32 protein-coding genes, 6 tRNA genes and 1 other RNA gene are annotated in these 25,117 nt (G+C 55.9%); 7 read left to right on the top strand and 32 right to left on the bottom strand.

Annotated elements, in window-relative coordinates; all coding sequences use genetic code 11:
- Positions 1-4 precede the first annotated feature (4 nt).
- Positions 5-1,558 carry a methionine--tRNA ligase gene (gene metG, locus J2Z49_RS01610; protein WP_307399248.1) on the bottom strand — a complete coding sequence of 518 codons (1,554 nt, stop codon included), beginning with the start codon at positions 1,556-1,558 and terminating at the stop codon, positions 5-7.
- A 43-nt stretch (positions 1,559-1,601) separates the two neighbouring features.
- Entirely contained in the window at positions 1,602-1,733 is a 132-nt protein-coding gene (locus J2Z49_RS01605) for a hypothetical protein (protein WP_307399247.1), read from the bottom strand.
- 593 nt (positions 1,734-2,326) lie between these two features.
- On the opposite strand from J2Z49_RS01605, the gene J2Z49_RS01600 reads away from it, so the two are divergent.
- Positions 2,327-2,581, top strand: coding sequence for an AbrB/MazE/SpoVT family DNA-binding domain-containing protein (locus J2Z49_RS01600; protein WP_013821206.1), 255 nt, complete (start codon positions 2,327-2,329; stop codon positions 2,579-2,581).
- 71 nt (positions 2,582-2,652) lie between these two features.
- Here J2Z49_RS01600 and rsmI read toward each other — a convergent pair whose 3' ends face one another.
- The 6 genes from rsmI to J2Z49_RS01570 are packed head-to-tail and all read right to left on the bottom strand — an operon-like array spanning position 2,653 to position 7,725.
- On the bottom strand, positions 2,653-3,516 hold the full coding sequence (rsmI, locus tag J2Z49_RS01595; RefSeq protein WP_307399245.1) for a 16S rRNA (cytidine(1402)-2'-O)-methyltransferase: 864 nt from the start codon (positions 3,514-3,516) through the stop codon (positions 2,653-2,655).
- On the bottom strand, positions 3,513-3,788 hold the full coding sequence (locus J2Z49_RS01590; RefSeq protein WP_166344454.1) for an initiation control protein YabA: 276 nt from the start codon (positions 3,786-3,788) through the stop codon (positions 3,513-3,515). The genes rsmI and J2Z49_RS01590 overlap by 4 nt, the downstream gene beginning before the upstream one ends.
- Complete coding sequence (locus J2Z49_RS01585) at positions 3,709-4,635, bottom strand: PSP1 domain-containing protein (protein WP_307399241.1); 927 nt, start codon at positions 4,633-4,635, stop codon at positions 3,709-3,711. The genes J2Z49_RS01590 and J2Z49_RS01585 overlap by 80 nt, the downstream gene beginning before the upstream one ends.
- 46 nt (positions 4,636-4,681) lie before the next feature.
- Positions 4,682-5,671 (bottom strand): DNA polymerase III subunit delta', encoded by a 990-nt coding sequence (gene holB / locus J2Z49_RS01580; RefSeq protein WP_307399239.1) that lies wholly within the window; start codon positions 5,669-5,671, stop codon positions 4,682-4,684.
- On the bottom strand, positions 5,672-6,283 hold the full coding sequence (gene tmk, locus J2Z49_RS01575) for a dTMP kinase (protein WP_307399237.1): 612 nt from the start codon (positions 6,281-6,283) through the stop codon (positions 5,672-5,674).
- The gene (locus J2Z49_RS01570; protein WP_307399236.1) at positions 6,280-7,725 is read right to left on the bottom strand and encodes an aminotransferase class I/II-fold pyridoxal phosphate-dependent enzyme; all 1,446 of its coding nucleotides are present in this window, start codon (positions 7,723-7,725) and stop codon (positions 6,280-6,282) included. The genes tmk and J2Z49_RS01570 overlap by 4 nt, the downstream gene beginning before the upstream one ends.
- A 160-nt stretch (positions 7,726-7,885) precedes the next feature.
- On the opposite strand from J2Z49_RS01570, the gene J2Z49_RS01565 reads away from it, so the two are divergent.
- Positions 7,886-8,092, top strand: coding sequence for a hypothetical protein (locus J2Z49_RS01565; RefSeq protein ID WP_307399235.1), 207 nt, complete (start codon positions 7,886-7,888; stop codon positions 8,090-8,092).
- A 229-nt stretch (positions 8,093-8,321) separates the two neighbouring features.
- On the opposite strand, the gene J2Z49_RS01560 is transcribed toward J2Z49_RS01565, so the two are convergent.
- From J2Z49_RS01560 to J2Z49_RS01510, 11 genes are all read right to left on the bottom strand, one after another.
- Positions 8,322-8,582: a 4Fe-4S dicluster domain-containing protein gene (locus J2Z49_RS01560; protein WP_307399233.1), complete on the bottom strand. Its 261-nt coding sequence runs from the start codon at positions 8,580-8,582 to the stop codon at positions 8,322-8,324.
- A gap of 12 nt (positions 8,583-8,594) precedes the next feature.
- Positions 8,595-9,161, bottom strand: a complete 567-nt coding sequence (locus J2Z49_RS01555; RefSeq protein ID WP_307399232.1) for a 2-oxoacid:acceptor oxidoreductase family protein — start codon at positions 9,159-9,161, stop codon at positions 8,595-8,597.
- Positions 9,154-9,915 (bottom strand): thiamine pyrophosphate-dependent enzyme, encoded by a 762-nt coding sequence (locus tag J2Z49_RS01550; RefSeq protein WP_307399230.1) that lies wholly within the window; start codon positions 9,913-9,915, stop codon positions 9,154-9,156. Before J2Z49_RS01550 ends, J2Z49_RS01555 begins: the two co-directional genes overlap by 8 nt.
- 30 nt (positions 9,916-9,945) lie before the next feature.
- The gene (locus tag J2Z49_RS01545) at positions 9,946-11,034 is read right to left on the bottom strand and encodes a transketolase C-terminal domain-containing protein (RefSeq protein ID WP_307399228.1); all 1,089 of its coding nucleotides are present in this window, start codon (positions 11,032-11,034) and stop codon (positions 9,946-9,948) included.
- 60 nt (positions 11,035-11,094) lie between these two features.
- Positions 11,095-11,745: a hypothetical protein gene (locus tag J2Z49_RS01540; protein WP_307399226.1), complete on the bottom strand. Its 651-nt coding sequence runs from the start codon at positions 11,743-11,745 to the stop codon at positions 11,095-11,097.
- Between the two features lie 247 nt (positions 11,746-11,992).
- Positions 11,993-12,256, bottom strand: a complete 264-nt coding sequence (locus J2Z49_RS01535; RefSeq protein ID WP_307399224.1) for a pro-sigmaK processing inhibitor BofA family protein — start codon at positions 12,254-12,256, stop codon at positions 11,993-11,995.
- Between the two features lie 75 nt (positions 12,257-12,331).
- Positions 12,332-12,934, bottom strand: coding sequence for a recombination mediator RecR (gene recR / locus J2Z49_RS01530; RefSeq protein WP_307399222.1), 603 nt, complete (start codon positions 12,932-12,934; stop codon positions 12,332-12,334).
- Positions 12,935-12,952: 18 nt separating this feature from the next.
- On the bottom strand, positions 12,953-13,267 hold the full coding sequence (locus J2Z49_RS01525; RefSeq protein WP_307399220.1) for a YbaB/EbfC family nucleoid-associated protein: 315 nt from the start codon (positions 13,265-13,267) through the stop codon (positions 12,953-12,955).
- A gap of 19 nt (positions 13,268-13,286) precedes the next feature.
- The gene (gene dnaX, locus J2Z49_RS01520; RefSeq protein WP_307399219.1) at positions 13,287-15,026 is read right to left on the bottom strand and encodes a DNA polymerase III subunit gamma/tau; all 1,740 of its coding nucleotides are present in this window, start codon (positions 15,024-15,026) and stop codon (positions 13,287-13,289) included.
- Positions 15,027-15,159: 133 nt separating this feature from the next.
- Positions 15,160-15,424, bottom strand: an RNA gene (gene ffs / locus J2Z49_RS01515) — signal recognition particle sRNA large type.
- A gap of 59 nt (positions 15,425-15,483) precedes the next feature.
- A tRNA-Ser gene (locus J2Z49_RS01510) sits at positions 15,484-15,578 on the bottom strand.
- Between the two features lie 361 nt (positions 15,579-15,939).
- Here J2Z49_RS01510 and J2Z49_RS01505 point away from each other — a divergent pair.
- Positions 15,940-16,725 (top strand): HD domain-containing protein, encoded by a 786-nt coding sequence (locus tag J2Z49_RS01505; RefSeq protein WP_307399217.1) that lies wholly within the window; start codon positions 15,940-15,942, stop codon positions 16,723-16,725.
- 41 nt (positions 16,726-16,766) lie between these two features.
- Here the strand turns inward: J2Z49_RS01505 and J2Z49_RS01500 are convergent, their stop codons facing one another.
- Positions 16,767-16,919: a hypothetical protein gene (locus J2Z49_RS01500; protein WP_307399215.1), complete on the bottom strand. Its 153-nt coding sequence runs from the start codon at positions 16,917-16,919 to the stop codon at positions 16,767-16,769.
- A 60-nt stretch (positions 16,920-16,979) separates the two neighbouring features.
- On the opposite strand from J2Z49_RS01500, the gene J2Z49_RS01495 reads away from it, so the two are divergent.
- Positions 16,980-17,174, top strand: coding sequence for a hypothetical protein (locus J2Z49_RS01495; protein WP_307399213.1), 195 nt, complete (start codon positions 16,980-16,982; stop codon positions 17,172-17,174).
- 176 nt (positions 17,175-17,350) lie between these two features.
- Here the strand turns inward: J2Z49_RS01495 and J2Z49_RS01490 are convergent, their stop codons facing one another.
- From J2Z49_RS01490 to tadA, 6 genes are all read right to left on the bottom strand, one after another.
- On the bottom strand, positions 17,351-17,725 hold the full coding sequence (locus tag J2Z49_RS01490; RefSeq protein ID WP_307399211.1) for a DnaJ family domain-containing protein: 375 nt from the start codon (positions 17,723-17,725) through the stop codon (positions 17,351-17,353).
- A gap of 440 nt (positions 17,726-18,165) precedes the next feature.
- Positions 18,166-18,393, bottom strand: a complete 228-nt coding sequence (locus tag J2Z49_RS01485; protein ID WP_307399209.1) for a type II toxin-antitoxin system HicA family toxin — start codon at positions 18,391-18,393, stop codon at positions 18,166-18,168.
- A gap of 2 nt (positions 18,394-18,395) precedes the next feature.
- Positions 18,396-18,623 (bottom strand): type II toxin-antitoxin system HicB family antitoxin, encoded by a 228-nt coding sequence (locus tag J2Z49_RS01480; protein ID WP_307399207.1) that lies wholly within the window; start codon positions 18,621-18,623, stop codon positions 18,396-18,398.
- Between the two features lie 133 nt (positions 18,624-18,756).
- Positions 18,757-19,002 (bottom strand): hypothetical protein, encoded by a 246-nt coding sequence (locus J2Z49_RS01475; protein WP_307399205.1) that lies wholly within the window; start codon positions 19,000-19,002, stop codon positions 18,757-18,759.
- Positions 18,975-19,068 (bottom strand) — tRNA-Ser (locus J2Z49_RS01470). Before J2Z49_RS01470 ends, J2Z49_RS01475 begins: the two co-directional genes overlap by 28 nt.
- A gap of 6 nt (positions 19,069-19,074) precedes the next feature.
- A complete protein-coding gene (gene tadA, locus J2Z49_RS01465) occupies positions 19,075-19,548 on the bottom strand; it encodes a tRNA adenosine(34) deaminase TadA (protein ID WP_307399204.1) in 474 nt (157 codons plus the stop codon).
- Between the two features lie 250 nt (positions 19,549-19,798).
- Here tadA and mtaB point away from each other — a divergent pair, with 250 nt between their 5' ends.
- Complete coding sequence (gene mtaB, locus J2Z49_RS01460) at positions 19,799-21,106, top strand: tRNA (N(6)-L-threonylcarbamoyladenosine(37)-C(2))-methylthiotransferase MtaB (protein WP_307399202.1); 1,308 nt, start codon at positions 19,799-19,801, stop codon at positions 21,104-21,106.
- Between the two features lie 35 nt (positions 21,107-21,141).
- Here mtaB and J2Z49_RS01455 read toward each other — a convergent pair.
- The 4 genes from J2Z49_RS01455 to J2Z49_RS01440 all read right to left on the bottom strand — a co-directional run bounded on the left by J2Z49_RS01455 (position 21,142) and on the right by J2Z49_RS01440 (position 21,752).
- Positions 21,142-21,218: transfer RNA gene (locus tag J2Z49_RS01455), tRNA-Arg, on the bottom strand.
- A 131-nt stretch (positions 21,219-21,349) separates the two neighbouring features.
- A tRNA-Arg gene (locus J2Z49_RS01450) sits at positions 21,350-21,426 on the bottom strand.
- 122 nt (positions 21,427-21,548) lie between these two features.
- Positions 21,549-21,643 (bottom strand) — tRNA-Ser (locus J2Z49_RS01445).
- Between the two features lie 18 nt (positions 21,644-21,661).
- Positions 21,662-21,752 (bottom strand) — tRNA-Ser (locus J2Z49_RS01440).
- 546 nt (positions 21,753-22,298) lie between these two features.
- On the opposite strand from J2Z49_RS01440, the gene J2Z49_RS01435 reads away from it, so the two are divergent.
- Positions 22,299-22,571, top strand: coding sequence for a YlcI/YnfO family protein (locus J2Z49_RS01435; protein ID WP_307399200.1), 273 nt, complete (start codon positions 22,299-22,301; stop codon positions 22,569-22,571).
- A gap of 14 nt (positions 22,572-22,585) precedes the next feature.
- Positions 22,586-22,963 carry a type II toxin-antitoxin system VapC family toxin gene (locus tag J2Z49_RS01430; protein WP_307399198.1) on the top strand — a complete coding sequence of 126 codons (378 nt, stop codon included), beginning with the start codon at positions 22,586-22,588 and terminating at the stop codon, positions 22,961-22,963.
- A gap of 122 nt (positions 22,964-23,085) precedes the next feature.
- On the opposite strand, the gene serS is transcribed toward J2Z49_RS01430, so the two are convergent.
- Together serS and J2Z49_RS01420 are read right to left on the bottom strand one after the other, a co-directional pair.
- Entirely contained in the window at positions 23,086-24,360 is a 1,275-nt protein-coding gene (serS, locus tag J2Z49_RS01425) for a serine--tRNA ligase (RefSeq protein WP_307399196.1), read from the bottom strand.
- 90 nt (positions 24,361-24,450) lie between these two features.
- Positions 24,451-25,095, bottom strand: coding sequence for a histidine phosphatase family protein (locus J2Z49_RS01420; RefSeq protein WP_307399194.1), 645 nt, complete (start codon positions 25,093-25,095; stop codon positions 24,451-24,453).
- Positions 25,096-25,117: the final 22 nt, after the last annotated feature.

Below are 25,117 nucleotides of genomic sequence, written 5' to 3'. Positions count from 1 at the left end.
CCCCCTACTTATCCTTTTCCAGGGTCTTCAGATCAATGCGCGGGAAGAGGGCTTCGCCCCGCCGCACCTTTATTCCCGCCGGCAGGCGCCCCCAGCTCAAGGACTCCCAGGTATGGAGCCCGGGTTGGCCGGCAATACCCAACTGGGACCAGATCCGGCCGGGAGTATTGGGCATAAAGGCGGTGATCAACACGCCGATAAAGCGTACGCTTTCCGCCAGGTTGTAGAGCACGGTATTAAGGCGCTCCCGGCGGGCGGGATCCCGGTTCAAAACCCAGGGCTCCGTTTCGTCGACGTACTTATTGGCCCGGTTGACCAGTTTCCAGATGGCGCCCAGGGCGCTGGACAGCTCCCGGCGGTCTATCAGCTCCTCCACCGCCGCAGGGGTTTGTTCGGCCAGTTCAATTAGTTCCCGGTCCGCGCTTTCCGCCGGCCCGGGCTGTGGCAGCACGCCGCCGGAATACTTTTCAATCATACCCAGGGTCCGGCTGACCAGGTTCCCCAGGTCATTAGCCAGGTCGATGTTAATGCGGTGCACCAGGGATTCCTCGGAGTAATAAGCATCGGCCCCAAAAGGCATCTCCCGGAGCAGGTAGTAGCGGATGGCATCCACCCCGTACCTGTCAATCAGGACCAGGGGATCCACCACGTTGCCCCTGGATTTGCTCATCTTCCCGCTCTCCAGCAGGAGCCACCCGTGTCCCACCACCTGCCGGGGCAGCTCAATGCCGGCGGCCATAAGGATAATGGGCCAGATGATGCTGTGGAAGCGTACGATGTCCTTTCCCACCAGGTGGACGTCGGCCGGCCAGAACTTGCGGAAAAGGCTGTCGTCCTCGCTGCCGTAGCCCAGGGCCGAGATGTAATTGGTCAGGGCGTCCACCCAGACGTAGATCACGTGCCTGGGGTCGAAGGGCACCGGGATGCCCCAGTCGAAGGTGGTGCGGGAAACGCACAAATCCTCCAGACCGCTTTTGATAAAGCTGATCATTTCGTTGCGCCGGGAGACGGGCTGGATGAAATGGGGATTTTCCTCGATGTACTGCAGCAGCCGGTCGGCATACCTGGACAGGCGGAAGAAGTAACTCTCCTCCTGCACCAGTTCCACCGGCCGGCCGCAGTCCGGGCAGTTGCCCTCATCCAGCCGGCTTTCCGTCCAGAAGGTTTCGCAGGGAGTGCAGTACCAGCCCTCGTAGCTGGCCTTGTAAATGTCCCCCTGGTCATAAAGCTTCTGGAAAATAGCCTGGACCACCCGCTTGTGCCTTTCCTCGGTGGTGCGGATGAAGTCGTCATAGCTGATGTCCAGTTTTTTCCACAGGTGTTTGAACCCGGCCACAATCCTGTCCACATATTCCCGGGGAGTCATACCTTTTGCCCGGGCGGTGCGCTCAATTTTCTGGCCGTGCTCGTCGGAGCCGGTTAAAAACCAGACGTCGTAGCCGGTGAGGCGTTTGAACCGGGCCATGGCATCGGCGGCCACGGTGGTGTAGGCATGGCCGATATGCAGGTTGTCGCTGGGGTAGTAAATGGGTGTGGTGATATAAAACGTTTTGCGCAAAAACAGATCCCTCCTTTGCTGCCATAAAAAAACTCCGCCCAGTTTACCGGGACGGAGATCTTTCCGTGGTACCACCCAGATTCACCCCGGCCTCACGGTCCGGGGCCTCGGCCAGTACGGCCACAAGGGCAAAACCTTTGCGGCGATACTGCAAGCATGGATAACGGGTGCTCAACCCGGCCCCACCTACTGACCCTTCACTGAGTTATTCGACAAGCGTGATTTAGCTCTCGCTCGCTCCATGAGCCTCGCGGACCAAACTAGCGCTCAATTTTCGGACTCCGGCGGGGTTCCCGGCTCATTCGGCTTCCATGCCTCAGGAGCCGGCCTCGGCCATCCAGGGCCTCGGCCCCGCCTCCGTCCTCAATTTCGCTAAGTTTGGTCTGCCGCTTGGCTCAAGTCGCTCGCTTTCGAGCTAAATCACGCTCTTAAAACCCTTCACTGAAAAGTGTGCCCCTTTGGGCCTTGAGGGCGTTCAGCGGGCAGCTCCGGGGCCATGTTCAAACTGTCTTCCCCGGCGGGCTTTCACCTGACCCCCGCTCTCTGTACGGGTACTGGCAGCTCTACTCTTCCCCTTCATCACCTGTTCCCAACACCTAGATTGTATTGAAAAGAGCCTTGACTTGTCAAGTTTTCCCTTGTCGCGAGAATTTTATACAAAAAAATCCAAAAACCTATTGACTTTTACTGGGTCACTTGGTACCATTTACTTGTATGATAAACTAGTTTCTTGTCGAACTATGTAAAATTAAAGAGGAGGGAAAGACTTTGAAATCGACAGGTGTTGTGAGAAAGGTGGACGAGCTGGGCAGGGTGGTTATTCCAATCGAGCTACGGCGAACTCTGGGGATTGACGAGAAGGACGCCCTGGAGATCTACGTAGACAACGAAAAGATCATCCTCAAGAAATACGAGCCCGGCTGCGTCTTCTGCGGCAACGCGGCAGAAGTACAGCTTTACCGCGGCAAGCTGGTGTGCCGGAACTGTGCCGTAGAAATGTTTGAAAACGCCAAGGCCATGTAGAGGAATCATACATAACCTTGATGATTATGGTGAAGGGCCGGGTGGGAAGAGTTCTGATTACCAACCGGCCCTTATGAATTTGCACCACTGTCCCGGACCACCTGGTTGTAAACGTCCCGCCGGGGCATTCCCCGCTGCCGGGCCACCTCCCGGATGGCTTCCTTTTTACCCATGCCCCGGGCCTGGAGCAGGGCAACGTGCTCCTGCAGTGAAAGCCCCAACCAGGATTCATCCCGTGTATCCGCCACCTCCCCTTCCCGGGCGCCGGCCACCACCAGGGTAAACTCACCCCGGGGAGATTGGAGGCGGAAATGTTCCACCGCCCGGGGTAACGTACCCCGCCAGATTTCTTCATACTTTTTGGTCAGCTCCCGGGCCACGGCAACCTGCCGCTCTCCGAAAATATCCGCCATATCGGAAAGGCATTCCAAAAGACGGTGGGGTGCTTCGTAAAAAATAATGGTCCGCCTCTCTCCTTTTAATTCCTGGAGCTTGCGGCGCCGGGCGCCGGCCGCCGCCGGAAGGAAACCCTCAAAACAAAAAGAAGAGGTGGGCAGACCAGAGGCCACCAGGGCTGCCAGGGCGGCGTTGGGCCCGGGCAGGGGCACCACCGGAATACCCCGGCCTATGGCCAGGGAAACCAGTTCCTCCCCGGGGTCGGATATACCCGGCATGCCGGCATCGGAAACCAGGGCTACTTTCAGGCCGGCTGCAAGCAGGTTTAAAAGATGCCGGCCCATTTGCCGGCGGTTGTGTTCGCGGTAGCTGACCATCGGTGTGTGAATATCGTAATGGGCCAGGAGCTTTCTGGTGTGCCGGGTATCTTCGGCCGCAATCAGGTCCACTTCCCGCAATATCCGCAGGACCCGCAGAGTAATATCCTCCAGGTTGCCAATGGGAGTGGCACAGAGAAAGAGGATTCCCTGTTGACTCACCTTCCACCCTCCCGCTCCCTGTCCCAAAATGCTTCACAAAACAGGCATTCCGTCGTCCGGATGCGGCCAAAATGTACGTTGCAAATATGAAAACCCTGCTGGTAAAGATCCCACAGGTTTTTCAGCCCTCCCCTGGCCGGGGTGCTATCGCCGGCCTGCCCGTAGGCCCTGGCTAACTCCTCCCGCAACTTGTCATTCTCCTCCATTAAAAGGCGGATCTGCTTTTTGATTTTCTGCATGTCGCTTCCGAGTGCCTGGATCCTGGCTTCCATTTCCTTGATCATTGCGGTCAGAGTTTGCACACTGGTCACCTCTCGTCCTGGTGATTACCTCGCTAAAAGAATACTCCTTGTTGAGCCTGGTTTCCTTTAATTCCACCGTCACGGTTTTACGAAAAATATTTACGGCCGTAACCCTGCCCTCTCCATGGGGTGTCAGCACCCGGGCGCCAATTTCGGGATGTTCCTCCTTGGCCTGTTCGTAAATTTCATTCTCATACTTCAAGCAACACATCAAGCGTCCGCAAATACCGGAAATCTTGGTGGGATTCAGGGAAAGATTCTGGTCCTTGGCCATGCGGATGGAAACGGAGGCAAAGTCGCACAACCAGGTGCTGCAGCACAATTCCCGCCCGCAGCAACCCAGGCCGCCCATCATCTTGGCTTCATCCCGCACGCCAATTTGACGCAGCTCTATGCGGGTGCGGAAAACCGCAGCCAGGTCCCTGACCAGTTCCCGGAAATCAACCCGCCCCTCGGCGGTAAAGTAAAAGATGATCTTATTACCGTCAAAGGTCTGTTCCACGTCAACCAGCTTCATGGGCAAACCGTGGGCGGCAATTTTCTCCAGGCAGATCTGAAAAGCCCTTTTTTCCTTTTTCTTGTTGGCGGCAATTTTTTCCAGGTCTTCCCCGGTTACCGGGCGGATAACCTTTTTTAAAGGCGCCACCACCTCTTCGTCCGGTACTTCGGTGGGCCCAATCACCACCTGCCCGTTTTCTATACCGCGGGCCGTTTCTACAATGACCAGATCGCCGGGACTGAGCCGGTATTCCCCCGGGTCAAAGTAATATATTTTACCCGCCCGCCTGAACCTGACCCCTACAACCCGGTAGGGCATGTCTTTCCCTCCATTCAGCCTCCCTGGTCTTAGCGCCGCCGTTCAATCAGGCGGCGCCGGCAAGGCGCATAAAAAGCATTTCCAGTGCCAGTCTGGTATTAACGTTTGCCAAAAGGGAATCTCTGGTTCCTTCAATTTCCTTAATGATGGCAAGCAGCCGGGTGCGGCTGTAAAAACGAGCTTCCCGGTCCACCAGGGAAAGATAATCCTGGTTGAAAAGCAACCCGGGAGCCCCAGTTTCTTTCCATACCAGCAAATCCCGGAACCACAGCAGGAACAGCTCCAGGTAAACCAGGGCCAGCTCTTTATCTTCAGCCAAAAGAGCTGCCTGCCTGCAGGCTTCCGTAACGGAAGCGCGACCCAACCCGGAGGCCAGATCCACCATCCTTTGCCGGACGGCAAAATAACCGCCATTCATACCGGCCAGCCGCACGGCCCGCCCGGGGCACCCCCCGGTAAGCCGGGCCAGCAGCTCCAGTTCGTCCCGTGAAGCAGCCGTTTCCCTTTCCAGGATACCGGCCACCTGTTCCGGGGGCAGCGGGTGAAAGGTAAAGATCTGGCAGCGGGAAAGAATTGTAGGCAGCAAAGCCTGGGGACGATCCGAAATTAAAATAAGAACCGTACCGGCCGGTGGTTCTTCCAGGGTCTTTAAAAGGCAGTTGGCCGCCTCGTGGGTCATCAGGTCCGCCTGTTCCACGAGAAAAATTTGCCGCTGCCCCTGATAGGGAGAGAGGGTAATCCGGCGCAACATCTCCCGCACCTGCCCGATCTTGATTGAGGCCCCTTCGGGAGCAATCCGGTGCAGGTCGGGATGGTTTTGTCCGGCTGCCTGCCGGCAATCCCGGCATTGACCGCAGGCATCCCCAGATTCGGGCTGCCGGCACAGCAGGGCGGCCCCAAAGGCCAGGGCCGTGGTGGTCTTGCCCACGCCGTCCGGCCCGGCAAATAAATAGGCATGGCTGACCCTGTTTTGTTCCACGGCCCGGCACAGGGCGCGGACGATTTCCCCATGGCCAATAATGTTCGCCAGCTTCACCTATAACCTCTCCTCCACGGCCTTTAAAATCTGCCGGTGGAGCTCCCGGCAGTCCAGGCGTCCGTCCAGTACCAGGTAACGCTGGGGCGCCCTTTTTACAAGCTGGCGGTATCCCCGGCGCACCCGGTCAAAAAAATCCAACCTTTCCTGCTCGATGCGGTCCGCCCTGCCGGTCAGCCGGGCCAGAGCTTCGGCGGCCGGCATGTCCAGCAACACCGTCAAGTCGGGTACAAGCCTTCCCGTGGCCAGGTCGTTAAGCTGTTCCAATTCCTTCAGGTCGAGGCAACGCCCGTAGCCCTGATAGGCCAGGCTGGAATCCACAAAGCGATCGCTGATCACCACCCGGCCGCCGGCCAGGGCGGGGCGGATGGTGCTGGCCACCAGCTCGGCCCGGGCGCCGGCGTAAAGAAGGGCCTCGGCCAGGGGGTTTAAACCGGCCAGTACCGGATCGAGTAAAAGGCTGCGAATCTTTTCCCCCACCGGGGTCCCCCCGGGTTCCCTGGTGAGCACCACCGGAAGCCCCCGCCGGACCAGGGCCGTCGCCAAAAGCCGGGCCTGGGTAGTTTTCCCGGCCCCGTCAATACCTTCAAAAACTACGAAAAAACCTTTCACCGGACCACCACCCGCAGGCTCGCCAGCCCGGGATCTTCAGGACCCTGCACGGAAAGTGACAGGTTCCTGACCCATTGCAGGTACTCGACCATCTCCGGGCCAATCTCCTCCCCGGGATAGAGCAGGGGAATGCCCGGCGGGGAAACGTTCACCCATTCGGCACAGATATGGCCGGCGCATTCCTCCAGAGGCAGGGGGCGGCTGGGAGCCAGCCAGGCCTGGCGGGGCGTAAGGCGCCCCACCGGAAGCGGCGGCTGTTCGGGGCAGGTCACGAGAGATTGTCCTCCTCCCACCCGGCGAATCACTTCCTGCAGACCGCGGATGAGGAGCTCGCAATCCCGGCGGGTGGTACCGATGCCAATGACCATGACCAGGTTATAATAATCGGCCATTTCTACCTGCACCCGGTAATCCCGGGCCAGGATCCGGGCCGCCTGGTATCCAGTCAATCCCACGCAACGCAGGGAAATCACCAGCCGGGTGGGATCCAGGCCATGTGCTCCCGGCCGGCCCAGGTGTTCTTCCCCCAGCAGGGTAATGCCGGGCAAACGGGAAAGAGCCTGCCTCACCTCCCGGGCCAGGTCCACCGCCCGCTCCAGCATTTCCCTGCCCTTTGTGGCCAGCTGCCTGCGGGCACCGTCCAGGGAGGCCAGCAAAAGATAAGAAGGACTGCTGCTCTGCAAAAGGCTCAATGCGCGGGCCGTTTTCTGGACATCCACCCGGTTTCCTCTAAGATGCAGTAACGAGGATTGGGTGAGGGAACCTCCCATCTTGTGCATGCTCTGTACCGCAGCGTCCACGCCGCACTGTAATGCCGGCGGCGGAAAACCCTCATGAAAAGGGAAATGCACGCCGTGGGCCTCATCGGCCACCACGGGCTTGTCCAACCCGTGGACCAGCCCCACCAGCTGCGGCAGATCGCCCGTAACTCCATAATAGGTGGGATGGATCACCAGAAGCCCTTTCGCCAGCGGGTGCTTTTCCAGGGCCCCGGCAACTACCTGGGGAGTTAAGCCGGCAGCAATACCAAACTCCTCAATAACCACAGGTTCAAGGAAAACGGGCTTTGCCCCGGAAAAAACCAACCCCCCCAGCACGGCCCGGTGGGCGTTACGGGGAAGCAAGATTTCCTCCCCCGGGCGGCACAGGGCCAGGAACAGGGCCGTTATACCCACCGTGCTCCCGTTAACCAGAAAAAAGGTTTTCCCGGCACCAAAAAGCTCTGCCGCCAGGGCCTGGGCCCGGGCGATCACCCCTTCGGGGCGGTGCAGGTCATCCAAACCGGGCAACTCGGTAAGATCCAGTTGCAGGATTTCTTTACCCCCCTGCCATTCGGGAAAAATGGCTTCTCCCTGGCGGTGTGCGGGCACGTGCAGGTGGGCGTAATCCCGGGCACAATGGGCATAGAGTGCGGCCAACAGGGGCGCTTCCTGCTGATTCATCAACTGTTTTCACCTAATACCAGGTCAAAATTTTGGTTTAACAGCTTTATTTTAACATGAGTGCCCTTCGTCATAAAGCATTGCCATTACTTTAATCTTATATCCGGTCAAGGCGGCGGTCAAAATAAGTTTAAAGACAAAGAGAAAGGAGAGGCAACGGATGAGAGGTGACAAAATTGACGAAAAAAGCCTTTCCCGCAAGTATAAAACCAATGTTTCCCGGCTAATCCGGGCCTGGAAAAAGGGCCTTTCGGACATGGAAATTGCCGCCAGTACCGGTATCGACCCCGCCACCCTGAACAGGATCCGGGGCGATATCGAAATGGCCCACCGGCGCCTGCGCCTGGCCCGGGTAAATATTCAGTAAAACCGCTATGGCAAGGATGCGGCGCGCTTCTTGCGCGAAGCACTGGAGCAAGCTCCTGACAGCGCCGCATCAAAGTTCACTGAACCATTGCCTGCATCCCTTCATAGTGTATAGCAACTGCATTTATTAACATGCCCCTGGTGTCCAAAAACCTTTTTGAACCGGCTCCGCCACACGGCGGGCTGTTAAGATAAAGGCCCTTTCCCCATCGGGAAAGGGCCCTTGACTATTAACCGGCTTTCTTTTCCTCTTTTTTCTTGCTAACATTGATGGCACAGTCAGGGCAAACCATCTGGCAGATGCCGCAGGCGATGCACTCATCGTTGGGTTCCACCGAAGGAGTACCGTAAACCCCCAGCACATCAGACCAGGAGAGGCACTTCTTGGGGCACTTTTGCATGCACAACCCACAGCCTTTGCACAGGCCGGGGAAGATGGTCCAGAAGCTTTTTTTGGTTTCTATGGTCCGGGCCTTAAAGGACTGTGTCATTACTTACCCCCCTTAGATAACTTGAGCCACAAGCTCCATGCCCCGCTCCAGGGCACGGAAATTCAGTTCCCGCAGCCTGGGGTTCTTTTCAAACTTGTAGCCAAGTTTTTTCTCAATGGCCTTTTTCGCCTCTTCTACGGAAATTACCCCGGTGGCCTTAATTACCGCACCCATGATGACAATGTTGAACACCCGGGGATGCAGTTCCTTTTTGGAAACTTCTATGGCCGGGATGGGTAAAATCTTTTTCGCCTGGGTGGGCAGGGCGTCCTCGATACCTTCAATGCTGGAGTCGTAAACAAACAGGGTTTGGGGGCCCACATACTGCCGGGTCCGGTGCACCGCCCGGTCGCTCAAAGCAATGACGATGTCCCCGATCTGGAACTTGGGTGCGCCGATGGGTTCATCCCCGATTTGCAAATAGGCAATGGAAACGCCGCCGCGCTGTTCCACGCCGAAGTTGGGGATGTACAGGGCCTCGCGGCCTTCCTCGTTGGCCGCCTCGGCAATGATCTCCGCTACCGATTGGACCCCCTGACCACCTTCCCCGGCCAGAAGGATCTTCACCGCCTTAGCCATTTGCCTCGCCCTCCTTCTGACCGGGCACTTTAATTTCGCCCACCTTGAAGTACTTGGGCAGTTCCTGTTCCACCATCTTCCAGGTCTCCTCGGCGTTGGTCCGCCAGTTTGTCGGGCAGGTGGAGAGGACCTCCACAAAGGAAAAACCATTGCCGGCCATCTGGTTTTCCAGGGCCTTTTTCAGGTAATTCTTTAACTGCCGCAGATTGGCCACGGTGCCCCGGGCCACATAGGCCCCCTCCCGGGTAATGGCGGCCACCATTTCCGGACCCTGGGTGGGATAACCGGTTTTTTCCGGATCCCGGCCGTAGGGTGTGGTTTCGGTCTTCTGGCCGGGCAGGGTGGTGGGCGCCATCTGGCCACCGGTCATGCCGTACTGGGTATTGTTCACCAGGATCACGGTGATCTTTTCATTTCTTGAGGCGGCATTTACCAGGTGCTGCGAGCCAATGGCATAGCCGCCGCCGTCACCCATGTAGGCAATGCCGATGAGATTGGGATTGGCCCGCTTTAAACCCGTGATCACGGGCGTGGTGCGGCCGTGGTGGGTTTGAATGGTATCCACATTGAAAAAGTCCCAGGCAAGCAGGGAACAGCCAATATCACAGCCAAAAACGGCCCGGTCCTGGATCCCCAGTTCGTCAATGGCCTGCCCCAGCGCCTTCAGCACCAGGCCATGGCCGCAACCGGGACAAAACTTGTGTGGCTTGGTATCTACACGCCAGCTCTTGGGCATGGCAGGTTGCACAGACATCAAAAATGGCCTCCTTTCCTTGTTTCGCCATTAACCGGCGATCTCTTTCACGCGGCTGACCACATCTTCGGCAGTGATGCCCACCCCGGGCTTGAAAAGGGACAGCATTTCCACCGGGCATCCGAAGGCCGCTTCCTTTAAAAGCCTGGCCAACTGCCCGTTGGCTGATTCCACCACCAGAAATTGTCTGGCCTTGTTGGCCGTTTCCCGGATGGCGTCTACAGGCAGGGGACGCAGGGTGATGGGACGGAAGTAACCGACCTTGATACCCTCCTGCCGCAGTTCCTTTACGGCCGCCTTACATGCCCGGGATACCACCCCGTGGGATACCACCACCAGGTCGGCATCCTCCACATCAAAAGCTTCGTGTTCGGCCACTTCCGGGGCGATTTTTTCGTAGTCCTTGAAGTATCCTTCCAGTACCTCGTAGAGCTCCTCTTCTACGTTGTAGGTATTGCGCAGTTGCGTGGGCGGCCTGTCCACCCCGGGAACGCCGGGCTTGCCAAAGAAGGGTTCGGCTTCTACCAGCTCAATGCCCCGGCTGGCGGGATCGTAGATGGTCAAAGATTCCCTCATTTTCGCCTGGTAGCCATCGCCCAGGATAAAGGTGGGGAAACGATATTTCCAGGCCGTATTGAAGGCCTTGATGGTATAATCAAAAAGCTCCTGGTGAGTGGCGGTGGAGTAGACAATTCGCAGACCCTCGCCGTTGCCGCCCAGGGTGGTCATGGTCACTTCCTGCTGGGAGTAAATCACGGTTGCCGTAGAGGGGCCGCCCCGCTGCTGGATTACCACCACAGTGGGCAGGCGCATGGCTTCGGCCATGGACATGGGTTCCTGCATCAGGGTATTGCCCGGTCCTGCCGTGGCAGTGAAGGCTTTGCGTCCGGCCAGCACGCCGCCGATGGTGGTAAAACCGGCGGAAAGCTCGTCCTCCGTTTGGAGGAACTCACGGCCGTATTTGGGTGCCAGGCGGGTCCAGTAGTGCATGATTTCATTCTGAGGGGTAATGGGGTAGCCGTACATGATGTCGGCGCCGGACACCAGCGCGGCCCAGGCAACCACCTCATTACCGGTCATAAAAACCCGCTTTTCACCCTCAATTGGTTTGTCTGGCATAAAAACGCACACCTCCTGAAATCTTATCCCTAAGAGATAACCGCAAAAACGGTTTTCCACTTACCACAGGGTCTGGGGCATGTAACGCTTGATGGGCCATACCGGGTGGCCTGCCGCATCATGGGCGCCGATGACCCGGGCCAGTTCCTCCAGGGCGGTAGTGGCCACCACGGGAATGCCCAGTCGCCGGGCGGCCCTGTCCACAATCCTTGCCCCTTCCTGGACAAATTCCACGGTGGTTTCGTCCCCCAGGTGGCTGTTGTTAATCAGGCCATCCACCCTCCCAAGGAACCGGACATACTCCACAATTTCTTCCACGGTACCGGTCATGGGCCGGCCTACGTTTACCACTGCGAAAATCTTTAAATCAGGATCGGTGGCCGCGCCCTCCACCAGGTTTAAGGTTTTGGCTCCTTCCACACCGTAGCCGATATCCAGGATTACGTCCCCGGGAAGCCTTAAGGCCCAGCGGTTGGCGGGGTGAAGGATGCTCCCCGTTTCCCCCAAACCCATCATCTCCCTGGTTTCCCAGGCTACCACATTTATTCCCATGGCTATCATTTTTTTCTTTATCGGACGCAGGGTATAGCACGGTTCCACGATGTCCAGATCAACCAGGTTTACCTGCCGGCCACTGGAGGCCAGAAAAATAGCCCGGTTGACCGCCACTTCGCTTTTGCCGCTGGCATACTCTCCAATATAGGCTTCCACTATCCGGCCGGAAATACATCTTCACCTCCGCCAGGATGACGCGAAAGATAAAAAATTTAAAATCCCTACATTTATTTTCTAAAAAGATTATAACAACATAAGAACGAAAACCGGGACAGTTGGGGCTACTGTCCCTAATTTTTTATTTATTTTATTTATTTATCTTTATCCCGACAATCCGTATTTAGTATATTGTAAAAAGGACTCCACGTCAACACAAGCCAAAAATTGAAAAATTGGCTCTTCTCTAAACAAAAAAGTAGTGCAACAGGACTAAGAGTATCACCCCGGGTACCTGAAGCAATCCGGCGGTGAGGAGAGTAACCGGGTTGATAGCAATCCTTAATCCCAACTGTCCGAGGAAAATATTGAAAAAAAGTAATAATACTCCCCCCATAAAAAGTTGCAGGATCAACCGTAAGCCAAATTTAAAAACCTTGAACAAGACACCGCCCATGAGAAATAACCCCAAAAGACCGAGGGCTATTAACAAAATCAGTTTTAACTCCATCAGCCCCACCCCTTTTCCCGGCAATCTTGTCCCACGGCATGTATATGGAGTGGGAAGGGAAAATATGCCAACTTATTATGTTAATTCCCGGCGGCCTTCCAGGGCCCTGGCCAGGGTCATCTCATCGGCATACTCCAGGTGGGCGCCCACGGGCAAACCGTGAGCGATGCGGGTAACCTTCAAACCCAGAGGTTTGATTAGCTGGGCCAGGTAAAGGGCGGTGGCATCGCCTTCAACGTCAGGATTGGTGGCCAGAATTACTTCTTTTATCTTTCCCTCACCCAATCTGGCCAGAAGCTGCTTGATGGTCAGGTCGTCGGGGCCCACCCCGGCCAGGGGGGAGATGGCCCCCTGCAGGACGTGATAGAGCCCCCGGTAGCCCCGGGTTTTTTCCATGGCTACCACGTCCCGCGGTTCCTGGACAACGCAGACAAGGGTGGGATCCCGCTCCGGGTCGGAGCAAATCTGGCAGACCTCCCGGTCGGTGAGGTTGGCGCAAACGGAACAATAGCGGACGTTATCGCGGGCGAAAACCAGGGCCCGGGCCAGGTTGTGGGCTACTTCCGGCGGTGCGTTCAAAAGGTAAAAGGCCAGGCGCTGGGCCGTTTTGGGACCGATACCGGGCAGCTTGGACAGCTCCTCAATCAGGCGGTTCGCCGGGCCGGAGAGATACCTCACCGGTTCTTACCCCCTTATCTAAAAAAGGCCGGGCAGGTTCAGTCCACCGGTCAGCTTGCCCATTTCCCTGGTCACCATTTCCCGGGATTGATTGAGGGCGCTGTTCACAGCCGTAAGGATCAGATCCGCCAGCATTTCCACGTCCTCCGGGTCCACCGCTTCGGGCTTGATTTCCAGGGCCACCAGCTCCTGCTTCCCGTTCACCACTGCCTTTACGGCTCCTCCCCCGGCGGTGGCTTCCACCGTCCGGTTGCCCAGTTCCTCCTGCAGGCGCATCATTTCCGCCTGCATTTTCTGGACCTGCTTCAGCATTTTGTTCATATTGCCCATCATGATTGATCTCTCCTCTTGATTAATTTTTTTCTTCTATCTCCTCTCCCCCAAAGAGTTGAATGGCCGTTGCGGCGTCAAGGTGCTCATTCGGCTCGTCCGGCTTCCTTTCTTCCGGGGGAGCGTTCCCGTGCACTATGCTTACCCGCCAGGTTCCCGGGAATAAAACGGCCAGCGCTTCTTCCAGCACCCGGCGGTTTGCTGCCGTGTCCAGCAACTCCTTGAACATGTCATCGGGGCCGAAGGCTATGGTTAACACCCCTTCCCCAACCTGCTCGGGCCAGCTATGGACAAGATAATTGTATACCGGCAGGTTTTTGCTTCTAACCAGGTCCAGTACCTGTGGCCAGCGCTGCCTGACTTTGTCCAGCGTGACGTTGCCGTTGGCACAAACTTCCCCGTTTCCGGGGGGAGCCTTTACGGGATTATTCGGCTGAACTTCTTTTGTGGCGGTTCGTTTTTTCCCCCGCCCTCCCGCAGCGGTGTTTTTACCTGCCCGGGGCCGTTCTGTGCTTGCATCACCCGTGTTGCCGGCCTTTCGTCTTTCCTCCGGAGGTTGGATATCTTTTTCGACAACATCTTTTTCCCCAACGGAACCATTCACGCGGCCGTCCATCAACTGCTCCAGGCGCAGCTCCAGTTGTTCCACCCGCCGGGCAAGGGCGGCCAGGGAACCACCGCTTTCGGGACGGGTAGCTTCCACCAGGGCCACCTCCAGCAAAACGCGGGGCTGGCTGGCCCATTTCATATCCTGTTCCACCCGGGTCAGCACATGTAAAATGTGCAGCAACTGCTCCCGGGTGAACTCACCGGCCCGTTCCAGCAAACGTTCCCTCTCTCCGGGGACCATGGCTAGCTCTTCGTGGGGTGAAACCAGGATCAGCATGAGGTTGCGCAAGTAGGCCGTCAACCCCTGGACAAAAAGGCGCAGGTCTTTTCCTTCATTTACCAGGGTAGCAACCAGGTGCAGCAAGCGGTCCGCCCGGCCGGCAGCCAGGTCCCGGGCTGCCCCATCCAGCAGGTCGTCCCGGACGGTACCCATAATCCGGTGCACATGGTCTACGGCAACAACCATGTTGCCATAGGCCGCCGCCTGATCCAGGATGCCCAGGGCGTCCCGCAGGCCACCATCTGCGGCCCGGGCAATCAGATATAAAGCCTCCTCTTCCACTTGAAAACCTGCTCCGGCGGCCACCTCCCGCAAACGGGCCAGCATATCCGCAAGGCCAATGGGATGAAAATCAAAACGCTGGCACCGGGACAGGATGGTCAGGGGGACTTTATGAGGCTCGGTAGTGGCCAGAACAAAAACCACATGGGCGGGCGGTTCCTCTAAAGTTTTCAGCAGGGCATTAAAAGCCTCACTGGTCAGCATATGCACTTCGTCGATAATATAAACCCGGTAGCCGGCCAGCGCCGGTGAAAACCTCACTTTTTCCCGCAGTTCCCGGATCTCGTCAATGCCCCGGTGGGAGGCGGCATCTATTTCCACCACGTCCATGGACGTACCCGCGTTAATCTCCCGGCACACGGCACATTCATTGCAGGGCTCAGCCCCCTGGCGGGCAAGACAATTTAATGCCTTGGCCAGGACCTTGGCCGTAGTTGTTTTGCCCGTACCCCGGGGTCCGCAAAAAAGGTAGGCATGGGCAATTCTCCCGGCCAGCAGGGCATTCTGCAACGTAAGGGTAACGTGTTCCTGTCCGACAATTTCTTGAAAACGCCGGGGGCGCCACTTGCGGTACAGGGCCTGGTAAGCCATAGTAATTCACTCCAGTAACTGTTGCTCACGCTCAGCATATCAGCCTTACAACAAATTCGCCGCCATTTAATAGTTTCCTCTTTATAGAAAAAAATAAAGAACTGCTTTTACGCAGTTCGTGAAATCTTATTGGCCGTGCACCTGTCGTTGAATGGTGACTTCCGGGCGTTACCCCTGCAGGTAGCTCGGGTCAGGCGCCCTTGCGGCACCCGGAGGTGCTTCCTTAGTGCTGCTTCCGCCAGGACCTGACACGGTTCAGAAGTCTCCGTCGCGCAAGACCCGACCGTCGTCACCCCTTACAGGAGCCGGACCCCACAAGCCACACCCGCGGACAGGAATTCGACCCCGCTACAGCGGTTTGCGGGTACAGGGCACCGCTACCTCCCCGTCTAGCACGGCCAATGCTTCCACCGGCCGTAGGCAGGCCATGCCAAACCTGCGGCCAAAAACTTTTTACTGGCGGAGAGAGTGGGATTCGAACCCACGAGACAGGCTTTGTACCCGTCTACTCGCTCTCCAGGCGAGCGCCTTCAACCACTCAGCCATCTCTCCACGATCTGGCCCTGGCCTACTGCCGATGGTACGCTATTCTTTTATAATTTATTATATCCATGCCGCACAAAAAACTCAAGAGGGGGATAGCTGGCAGAGCTCCGGCATGCCGGGTCTCCATTTTTATATTTTACAACCAATGGCGGGGTTTTGCAAGCGGTTCTTCCGTGCGGATTGCCGTCTCCCGTGGCCACTGCGGGCCGTATGTTATACACGGGTACACCCTTGTTTTTCCACGGCAAATACCCATGAGGGGCACATCACTTTTCACGTACCTCCTGTTAAGGTACTATATACTTGATGTATAATCTTCTAAACGAACCTGGAAAGATGACTGGCTTTTTTGAAAGGGGACGGGATTTTGCAAGCGGAGCAGCTTCAGGCTTTAAAGAACTGGTTTATCCAGTACGTTAAGAACTTTTACCACGATGACCCCGACGTTCAAGCAGGAATCGAGCTTAAAGAGGAACACACTAAAAGGGTGTGCGAGAAAATATTACGTATCGGAAGCTCTTTAAACCTGGGGGCTGAAGACCTTTACCTGGCCGAAACCATCGCCCTGTTTCACGATATCGGACGTTTCAAACAGTTTGCCCTCTACCATACTTTTAACGACCGGCGTTCGGAAAACCATGCGCTCCTGGGCATACGCGAACTGGAACGGACCGGGGTGCTTGTCGCCCTAACAGAAGAAGAAAGGAACCTGATTACCAGGGCCATCGAGTATCATAATCTGTGCACGCTGCCCCCGGATTTACCGGGACGCCTTTCTTTATTTGCCCGCCTGATCCGGGATGCGGATAAGCTGGACATCCTGGAGATGTTCACCGCTTCCCTGGATCGGAAGGGCGATGGGCCAGACACACAGCAGATTTCCGGCCTTCCCGTTACGCCGGGATATTCGCCGGTCCTGGTCCGCAACCTGCTTCAAGGGCAACTCTGCTACTACGATGACATGAAAAATTTTAACGACCGCAAACTGCTCATGCTCTCCTGGATCTATGACATCAATTTCCCCTGCTCGCTCTCGGAGATTGTCGGGAACGGCTACGTGGAAAAGATTATCGCCTGCCTGCCAAAGACCGGAGAGATCCAGAAAGTTTACGACCATTTGCACGCTTACATAGCCCGCCGGCAGGCTCGTTGAAGCGTTCGGGTTTCTTTTGGCCGGACATGCCGTGCGAACACTTAGACCCGGGCATTTGCCCGGGTCCACCTCGCCTTCAAACCACCAACGACATGGCGGCCAAACCCGCCAGAGGAAGAATCTTCTTCTGCGAGCAGAATCTCCTGCATGATCAATCTGGTTTGGGCGTCCAGGGCGCCAAACGGCTCGTCCATGGCATGCAAACCCGCCAAACCCGCCGGGAAATTTCCTGGAAAACGCCCTGTTCGTTATAGATGATGGAAATACCGGTAAATTGGAGCAATGCAACGCTGCATATTCACTATCACCCAAAAGCACATTTCGGGATTTCCCGACAAAAAACCTTCTTTAGCTGTGTGCAAATTGGTAACCAAAAACACACCTCCGAAAAATGTCCTGTTCATTTATCCCCCAAAAAAGAAGTCCAGCATATTTTAAGCCTGACTTGATCCTGTACAGCTCGGTATAACCGCACTTTTTACATGACACCGCTTTGAAATGGTTATGCTGTATGTCAAACAGCAAGCCCTTTCAAGATGATTGTAAAAGAGGGTTGTTTGCAATGTGACAGGTTTCTTGCTGACCTGGATTATCATTGCGATTGAAATGAACCGATTTTCCCGGGTCAAAGCCCTCTCCCCAGTTTTCTGTATATCTTTTCCTTGTAAAAACTCACGGCGGCATTCATGCCCCTTCTTTCCATCAGCAGATTGAATCTCAATATCTTCTCGTTCAGTTTTCTGGTCAGGTCTACCCTTTCTTCTTCCCGGTAACAAAAATCAATCAGCTTTTTCAGGGACATGATCTCTCTGTGCAGTTCGAGCTCCGGGGGCAGCACCCCGGCGTTTTTCAGGATCAGGTAAGAGGCCCGGAGTTCCTCGGGAACGCCGGAAAGGTCCTCCAGTTGCAGGGGCTTGCCCTTGCCGGGCAGGTTGTCGAACTCGCCTTTTTCCATGGCTTCCCGGATCTTGTTCTCAGCTATGACCGCCACAATATCCATTTTTCGAACCTCCTCCACCTATTATGCCAAAAACAGCCTGTCCAGCGGCTTTTAAATTTAGTTTAAAAAATTTTACCGTTACAAATACAAATAACAGGAAAGCTTGTATTTTTTCTATTTGATAGCAAATTAACAAATCCTGCTAAAATAGCAAAATATAACTTTATGATAAGATCCGTGCGGTTGTTGAATTGTTGAAAGATTGGATCTGGCGGTTTTCGACGGTTGGACCAGCGGCTGCGGTGCCTTTTTGCCCACAAAAAGGCTAAGGGGTTTTCAAAAGTGAAAACCCCTTATGTATCAAGAAACCTGGCGGAGAGAGTGGGATTCGAACCCACGAGGCGGGTTTTGGCCCGCCTACTCGATTTAATTTTTCTGAAAAATCGCCTTTGGTGAGTCGAGCAGTATAATCATTTCGCTGTGCTTTTGCAAAATCCTGCTCAAGAGATAAGGTTTTTTAACTCGTCAACGGTTAATCCGGCCTGTCTTAAGATAGATCTCAAAACTCCCTGCTTAATGTCCCTGTTGCCATGGTAAGGGACAACAGCCCTTCTGCCGTCCGGGTGCCTAAGAATGTAATGGCTCCCGGTTACGTGGTCAATTTCAAAGCCCAGTTTCTGCAGAGCAGCGATGACTTCCCTCGCCTTTAAAATAGGGAGCTTAGCCATAGCTATGCCACATCCACAGTAACTGTCTCTACTTCCGCTTTCTCAAAGCCAAAGGGCAGTGGCTCGCCATGTTTTTTTAAACTTTCAATGTACCCTCGAATGGCGTCTTCAGCCATTGCCAATGCCTCTTCCTTCGTTTCTCCCTGGGTGACACAACCCGGTAATGCCGGTACAGAAGCGATATACCCGCCTTCCTCAGCAGGCTCGAGGTAGACGATAAAGCGAGCCATAATTTTCACCTCCCAGATGCCTTACAGCCCTTACATAGTATGCCTTAATCAAGCAAGATTTAGCTTTTCTGTGGGCCGCGTCATTAAGCGAGTTTCCAGCAAAAACAGGAGTGATTTTAAGAAACCACTGTTTTTAGCCCTCTAGCCTGCTGGTAATCCAGGTGCTGCTGAAATACTTCCTCCCAGGTTGCTGGTGTTTTTCTTTATAAATACGCATAAATTTTGCTCTTGCTATAAAAAGTAAAACCCCCTTTTCTTCTTTAGGGGCAGCGGGTGAGTCGAGCAGTGTAAAGCTGCCTCGCCAGCACCACTCGATCCGTCGTTTTCCAGCATTTTCAAAATGGCTGAAAGTGGCGGAGAGAGTGGGATTCGAACCCACGAGGCGGGTTTTGGCCCGCCTACTCGATTTCGAGTCGAGCGCCTTCAACCACTCGGCCATCTCTCCGTCAATTTAACCTTCCTTTCGCCTGTCTTTTTGCCTCAACTCCCGGAAGAAACGCTGGATGATTGCCGCACATTCATCGGCCAGGACGCCCGAGACAACCTCCACCTGGTGGTTAAACCGGGGCTCCCGCACTATATCCATAATGGAATCCACCGCCCCCGCCTTTGGGTCCCGGGCTCCGTAAACCAGCATCCGCACCCGGAACTGCACCATGGCACCGGCACACATCGGACAGGGTTCAATGGTGCTGTAAAGGACGGTATCCACCAGGCGCCAGTCCCCCAGGTGGCGGGCTGCTTCCCGCATGGCCAGGATCTCCGCGTGAGCCGTACTGTCTTTCAGCGTTTCCCGGAGGTTGTGTCCCCGGCCGATAATCTGATCTCCCAGCACCACTACCGCGCCGATGGGTACTTCACCCAGTTTATAGGCCTTTTCTGCTTCGGCCAGGGCTTCCAGCATGTAGCGGTGGTGATCCGTCAAATGCCCCCTCCCCACCAACGATGCCTGAACTGTGCTTACCGGCAAGTGTTATTTTAACATAGAAAGCCTGCCCTTGACAACCCATGGCCCCCAAAAGCCTGTTAATCAACAAGCACCTGATGTGCTTCAGTGCTCCACATAGTTTTATCCCCTGGTATTCACCGCCGGGTTATGATGATTAGTGAACACTGTGGTATAATTTAGACGGTTCAGCACTTGTATATATCAAAAGATAGCGGAGGGAAAGTTATTGCCTTACACTTTCAAGGTTAAAACCCTTGGTTGCCCGGTCAACCAGTACGAGGGCCGGGCATTGGAATTGGCCATGGAAGAGGCCGGTTTTGTCCCAACCGGGGATATTGCTGATATTTATATCATCAACAGCTGCGTGGTAACCCAGTCCGCGGCTGCGGAAGCACGCCGCCTGGCCAGCCAGGCCAAAAAGGAGAATCCCCAGTCCCTGGTGGTTCTGGCCGGCTGCTACCCCCAGGTGTACTGGAAGGAAATAAAGGAAAAACTGCCCCAGGTGGACATTATCATCGGTACCACCGGCAGGTCCCGGCTGCCGGCCGTCATTGCCCGGCAACTGGCTGAAACTCAGCGGGAGCAAAGGGCAATCATCGTGGAACACGGACCAGGAGAAGAGTTCGAGGAATTTTCCCTGACCGGCAATTACGGGCGTACCAGGCCGGTAATTAAAATCCAGGAAGGGTGCAACGAAGCCTGTACTTACTGCATTGTCCGGAAGGCCCGCGGGCTGCCCCGCAGCCTGGCTCCGGAAAAGGTGGTCGCCCAGGTCAGACGTTTCATAGATAGGGGCTACCGGGAGATTGTCCTGGCCGGTACCCACCTGGGAGCTTATGGGAAAGACCTGCCCGGGTGGAATTTGGCCCGCCTCATTGAAGAACTGGACGCCCTGCCCAACTCCTTTCGCCTGCGCCTAAGTTATATCGAGCCAATGGATATAAGTCTTGAGTTTTTGCAAACCCTGGGGCGGGCGCAAAAAGTATGCCCCTTTTTGTACCTCCCCCTGCAGAGCGGTTCGGACCGCATCCTCCAAAAGATGAGGCGCCGGTATACAAGCGTGGAGTTTGCCCGGCTGGTACAAAAGGCAAGGGAATTGATCCCCGGCCTTTCCATTTGGACCGATTTAATCGTGGGCTTTCCCGGGGAAACGGAAGACGACCACCAGCAGACCATGAAACTGGTCGAGGAGCTGGCTTTAAGCCACCTGCACGTGTTCCCCTACTCGCCCCGCCCGGAAACGGAAGCCGCCGGCTTTCCCGATCAGGTTGCTCCGGATGTGAAAAAGAGACGGGTTCAGGAATTGCGCGCACTGGATGAAAAGCTATCCCTGCGTTTTAACCATCAGCTGGTGGGAAAACAGGTACAGGTGCTGGTGGAAAAGGTGGGGAATAACCAGGGGGAAGGTTTTTCGGAGCATTACGTAAAGGTGCGGTTCCCGGCTGGCGACCCGGAACTGAAAGGTTCTCTGATATCAGTGCAGGTTCTGGCCGCCGGGTCGTGGGGAGTGGAAGGTTGCACGATCAAAAAGTGAAGGAGCCTCAAACCCTTGAGGCTCCTGGTTTTCAATGGTGCGCCCGGAGGGACTCGAACCCCCGACACGCGGTTTAGGAAACCGCTGCTCTATCCTCCTGAGCTACGGGCGCCCGTCGTAAACCGTAAGAACTATTATTGCCGGGAAAACCCCGGCAAAAAATTGCACTTACTGTTTGTTTGCCCTCCAGTAAGTGGAAAATGCATCAGGGCTTGCTTACGCTTTATTTTAATTTAACTGGACTGGCGTGCCTGGAGGGACTCGAACCCCCAACCTTCTGATCCGTAGTCAGATGCTCTATCCAATTGAGCTACAGGCACACAACAACATCGCCCTGAACATTGGCGACTCTAATTGTACCAGAGGGGACGTCAAAAGTCAAGACCGTTGCTTTGACCATTATGCAAGAAAAGGGTGTGCTCGAAGGCACACCGCGTTTTTTTGGCGGAGAGCGAGGGATTCGAACCCTCGAGACAGTTTTATAACCGTCTACTCGCTTAGCAGGCGAGCGCCTTCGACCTACTCGGCCAGCTCTCCACGCAAGTATAATCAAACTGGCGGAGGGAGTGGGATTCGAACCCACGGGACCGGTAAACGGCCCAACGGTTTTCAAGACCGCCTCCTTAAACCACTCGGACACCCCTCCAGAACATGCCCGATGCAAGTAAAAGTATAACACAGGAGCTCTTGCCTGTCAACCAAATTAGCCAGTTCTGTGATCCGTCTGTGATATTGTCAGGGTAAAATCCGTCAGTGAAAATGTCAGTATGAAGGAGATGGTTACCCTGTCACAGACGGAACTGAAGCGGATGCTGTTTTTGCAGCGGGTTCTGGAAGGTCAGATCTCAACCTTTGAGGGGTGGCTGCCAAGACCGCCGCCTTATTTAAAACCAAGGGCTCCCGGACGAGGGGCCAGAGCCATTCGGGGGACACCGCCTGGGGCCATCCGTGCACGACAAACGTCCGGTGCCACACCTCGCCGCCAACGGCCAGGCTGGTGCGCTTCCGCTCAAGACCCCCGGCACGCCCAGCGATCCAGTCTACGATCCCGTTGGCCGAATTCGATTTTGTCCCTGGGTTTATAGTTTTTCAGTGTTTGAACATTTTCAGGAACAATTAAGCCACCTCGCTCTGGAATTGACCTTTTCTTTACGTTATGATAACATGATTATATAACAGGAGGTGTTACAAAATGGATAACACCCATATGGTGCATATCAGGTTACCAAAAAGCATCGTCACGCAAATGGAACAACTCTTGAAACTTCTCGGCGTGAGCCGCAACGAATTCATCGTCCAGGCGGTCGCGGAAAAAGTGGCCCGCGAAATACGGCTCAGGGGGTTGCGGGAAACCCGGGGAATTCTCGGATCGGAGGACGCACCGGAGTGGGCGGAAGTTCCGGGGGCGGATTGGGTCCGGAAAGTGCGCGGTGAGGATGGTGAGCCGCCGGCATGGGCTACCTGATAGACACCTGCGTCTTGATCGACCATCTGACCGGAAGGCTGTCCCCCGATGCGGACGCCTGGCTGGAACAGGTGGTGGCGTCCGGTTCAGCGGCCACCAGCGTGATCGTCTACCACGAACTCCTGTACGGAGCTCGTACTGAAAAAGCAAGAGCCGCCGTCGAAAAGCTGTTGGAAGCGTGGGAAATGCTCCCCGTGGACCGCAGAGTTGCCGGGCGCGCCGCCGAAATCCGGCGGGATCAGGTCGCGAAAGGCAGGACCCTGGGAATGGCCGACTGCCTGATCGCGGCGACGGCCGAGTTGAGGAACCTGAAGGTGGTCACCTCAAACGTCAAAGATTTTCCCACTGTCGAAACGGTGCTTCCCGAAAAAATAGCTACTAAAGGACTGTAGCTCCGCAACTGCAGATTGGGAATCTGGTTCCATCTAGTATTATTTGTAAAGAAAATACCCCCGGGTTATCCCGGGGCTCCTCATCCACCTGCGGGTAATCATCCAGCTCTATTTTCCGCACCTTATTGGGGCGTAATCCTGGTGAGCCCGCCCATGTAGGGCACCAGTACTTCCGGAATGACCACGCTGCCGTCGGACTGCTGGTAGTTTTCCAGAATGGCGGCCACCGTCCGGCCCACCGCCAGGCCCGAACCGTTAAGGGTGTGTACGAACTGGGGCTTGCCCCGCCCGTCCTTGAACCGGATATTGGCCCGCCGGGCCTGGAAGTCTTCAAAGTTGCTGCAGGAGGAAATCTCCTTGTAATCCTGGTAGCTGGGCAACCACACCTCCAGGTCGTACGTCTTGGCCGCTGCAAAGCCCAGGTCGCCGGTGCACAGGCAGACCACCCGGTAGGGCAGACCTAAAAGCTGCAGTACCCGCTCGGCGTCGGCGGTTAGTTTTTCCAGCTCCGCGTAGGAATCTTCCGGGCGGGTAAATTTCACCAGCTCCACCTTGTTGAACTGGTGTTGCCGGATCAAACCCCGCGTGTCCCGGCCCGCCGCCCCGGCCTCGGCCCGGAAACAGGCGCTGTAGGCGCAGTGATAAATGGGCAGGCGCTCGCCGGGGAGAATTTCCTCCCGGTAAAGGTTGGTTACCGGCACTTCGGCGGTGGGGATCAGGTAAAAGTTCTTTCCCTCCAGCTTGAACATGTCCTCGGCAAACTTGGGCAACTGGCCCGTACCAATCATGCTGTCGCCGTTGACGATGAAGGGCGGGAAGACCTCTATGTAACCGTGCTCCCTGGTATGCAGGTCCAGCATGAAGTTAATGACCGCCCGCTCCAGCCGGGCGCCGGCCCCTTTGTAAAAGGAAAAGCGGGCGCCGGCTACTTTAGCCCCCCGTTCAAAATCAATGATACCCAGGGACTCCCCCAGTTCCCAGTGGGCCCTGGGGGGGAAGTCAAACTTCCGGGGTTCACCCCAGCGGCGCACTTCCACGTTGTCTGCCGCATCCTTGCCCACCGGCACACTCTCGTGGGGGATATTGGGGATATTCAGCAACGTAACCTGAATCTGTTCCTCCAGGTCCCGGATTTCCTCGTCCAGCTCTTTAATGCGTGCGGATACCTGGCGCATTTCCTGCACCATTTCCTCCGCATCTTCCCCGGCTTTTTTGCGCCGTCCGATTTCCTCGGAGACCACATTGCGCTTGTTTTTCAGTTGTTCCACTACTACCAGCTTTTCCCGGCGCTTTCGCTCCAGCTCCAGAAAAGGCTCCAGGCTCAAACCGGCACCGCGCTTTTCCAGCGCCTCTTTGACCACTGCCGGGTTGCTCCGCACAAATTTTAAATCCAGCATCAGCTTTTACCCCCCAACGAGCCTACATTGATAGTATTTCCCTTTTTTGCTTTTAAATCTCATTTCGGTTTTTCAGGATTTTTGAAGATGTTATAAAGCCATCTGTTCCCCGGCCTTCAGCCATCCCCCCAGGTGGCAGGTGTCGTTCAAGGCAATCACCCGCCAGCGCCCCTGGCGGCAGCCAAGGACATTGATGCCCGTATTGTCCAGTTTAATCTGCCAGAAGACCGCCTGGTCCAGGTTGAGGATGCGCCGCAGGATGGTACGGATGGGCGTGTCGTGGGTTACTGCCAGGCTGATCTCCCCGGGATGCGCCGCGGCCATGAACTCCAGTGCCGCCCAGGACCGCTCCTCCACCTCGACCAGGGATTCCCCTTTGGGCATCCGCACCGTATAGGGATAGGTGCGCCACTGCCTGATTAAATCGGCGTAGCGCACCTCCACCTCGGAAAGCAGCATTCCTTCCCATTCCCCGTGGCAAATCTCTATGAGACCGGGCAAAGAAGTCACCGCCAGGCCATGCTGCGCGGCCACCATTTCAGCACAGATCCGGGCCCGGGAAAGGGGGCTGGTATAAACCGCTTTAATGGGCAGCGCCGCCAGGGCGCCGGCCAGGGCCCGGGACTGTTCCAGACCTTCCTCGCTCAAAGGAGCATCCAGGTGGCCCTGGTAGCGGGAAATGCGGTTCCATTCGGTCGCTCCATGTCTGGCCAGAATAACAAAGGTTTCCTTCAACTACCACCTACCCCCCCTGTCA

The sequence above is a fragment of the Desulfofundulus luciae genome, from assembly GCF_030813795.1.
Classification (GTDB): domain Bacteria; phylum Bacillota; class Desulfotomaculia; order Desulfotomaculales; family Desulfovirgulaceae; genus Desulfofundulus; species Desulfofundulus luciae.
Note: the sequence above shows the minus strand (reverse complement) of the source record. Positions and strands in the feature narration are given on the sequence as shown.

Bases quoted from the DNA above. Each gene is read 5' to 3' on its own strand.
- J2Z49_RS01590 (WP_166344454.1), bottom strand. From the start codon at position 3,788: ATGGAAGCCAGGATCCAGGCACTCGGAAGCGACATGCAGAAAATCAAA.
- J2Z49_RS01585 (WP_307399241.1), bottom strand. From the start codon at position 4,635: ATGCCCTACCGGGTTGTAGGGGTCAGGTTCAGGCGGGCGGGTAAAATA.
- J2Z49_RS01570 (WP_307399236.1), bottom strand. From the start codon at position 7,725: ATGAATCAGCAGGAAGCGCCCCTGTTGGCCGCACTCTATGCCCATTGT.
- J2Z49_RS01565 (WP_307399235.1), top strand. From the start codon at position 7,886: ATGAGAGGTGACAAAATTGACGAAAAAAGCCTTTCCCGCAAGTATAAA.
- J2Z49_RS01560 (WP_307399233.1), bottom strand. From the start codon at position 8,582: ATGACACAGTCCTTTAAGGCCCGGACCATAGAAACCAAAAAAAGCTTC.
- J2Z49_RS01555 (WP_307399232.1), bottom strand. From the start codon at position 9,161: ATGGCTAAGGCGGTGAAGATCCTTCTGGCCGGGGAAGGTGGTCAGGGG.
- J2Z49_RS01550 (WP_307399230.1), bottom strand. From the start codon at position 9,915: ATGTCTGTGCAACCTGCCATGCCCAAGAGCTGGCGTGTAGATACCAAG.
- J2Z49_RS01545 (WP_307399228.1), bottom strand. From the start codon at position 11,034: ATGCCAGACAAACCAATTGAGGGTGAAAAGCGGGTTTTTATGACCGGT.
- J2Z49_RS01535 (WP_307399224.1), bottom strand. From the start codon at position 12,256: ATGGAGTTAAAACTGATTTTGTTAATAGCCCTCGGTCTTTTGGGGTTA.
- J2Z49_RS01525 (WP_307399220.1), bottom strand. From the start codon at position 13,267: ATGATGGGCAATATGAACAAAATGCTGAAGCAGGTCCAGAAAATGCAG.
- dnaX (WP_307399219.1), bottom strand. From the start codon at position 15,026: ATGGCTTACCAGGCCCTGTACCGCAAGTGGCGCCCCCGGCGTTTTCAA.
- J2Z49_RS01500 (WP_307399215.1), bottom strand. From the start codon at position 16,919: ATGGACGAGCCGTTTGGCGCCCTGGACGCCCAAACCAGATTGATCATG.
- J2Z49_RS01495 (WP_307399213.1), top strand. From the start codon at position 16,980: ATGATGGAAATACCGGTAAATTGGAGCAATGCAACGCTGCATATTCAC.
- J2Z49_RS01490 (WP_307399211.1), bottom strand. From the start codon at position 17,725: ATGGATATTGTGGCGGTCATAGCTGAGAACAAGATCCGGGAAGCCATG.
- J2Z49_RS01485 (WP_307399209.1), bottom strand. From the start codon at position 18,393: ATGGCTAAGCTCCCTATTTTAAAGGCGAGGGAAGTCATCGCTGCTCTG.
- J2Z49_RS01480 (WP_307399207.1), bottom strand. From the start codon at position 18,623: ATGGCTCGCTTTATCGTCTACCTCGAGCCTGCTGAGGAAGGCGGGTAT.
- J2Z49_RS01435 (WP_307399200.1), top strand. From the start codon at position 22,299: ATGGATAACACCCATATGGTGCATATCAGGTTACCAAAAAGCATCGTC.
- serS (WP_307399196.1), bottom strand. From the start codon at position 24,360: ATGCTGGATTTAAAATTTGTGCGGAGCAACCCGGCAGTGGTCAAAGAG.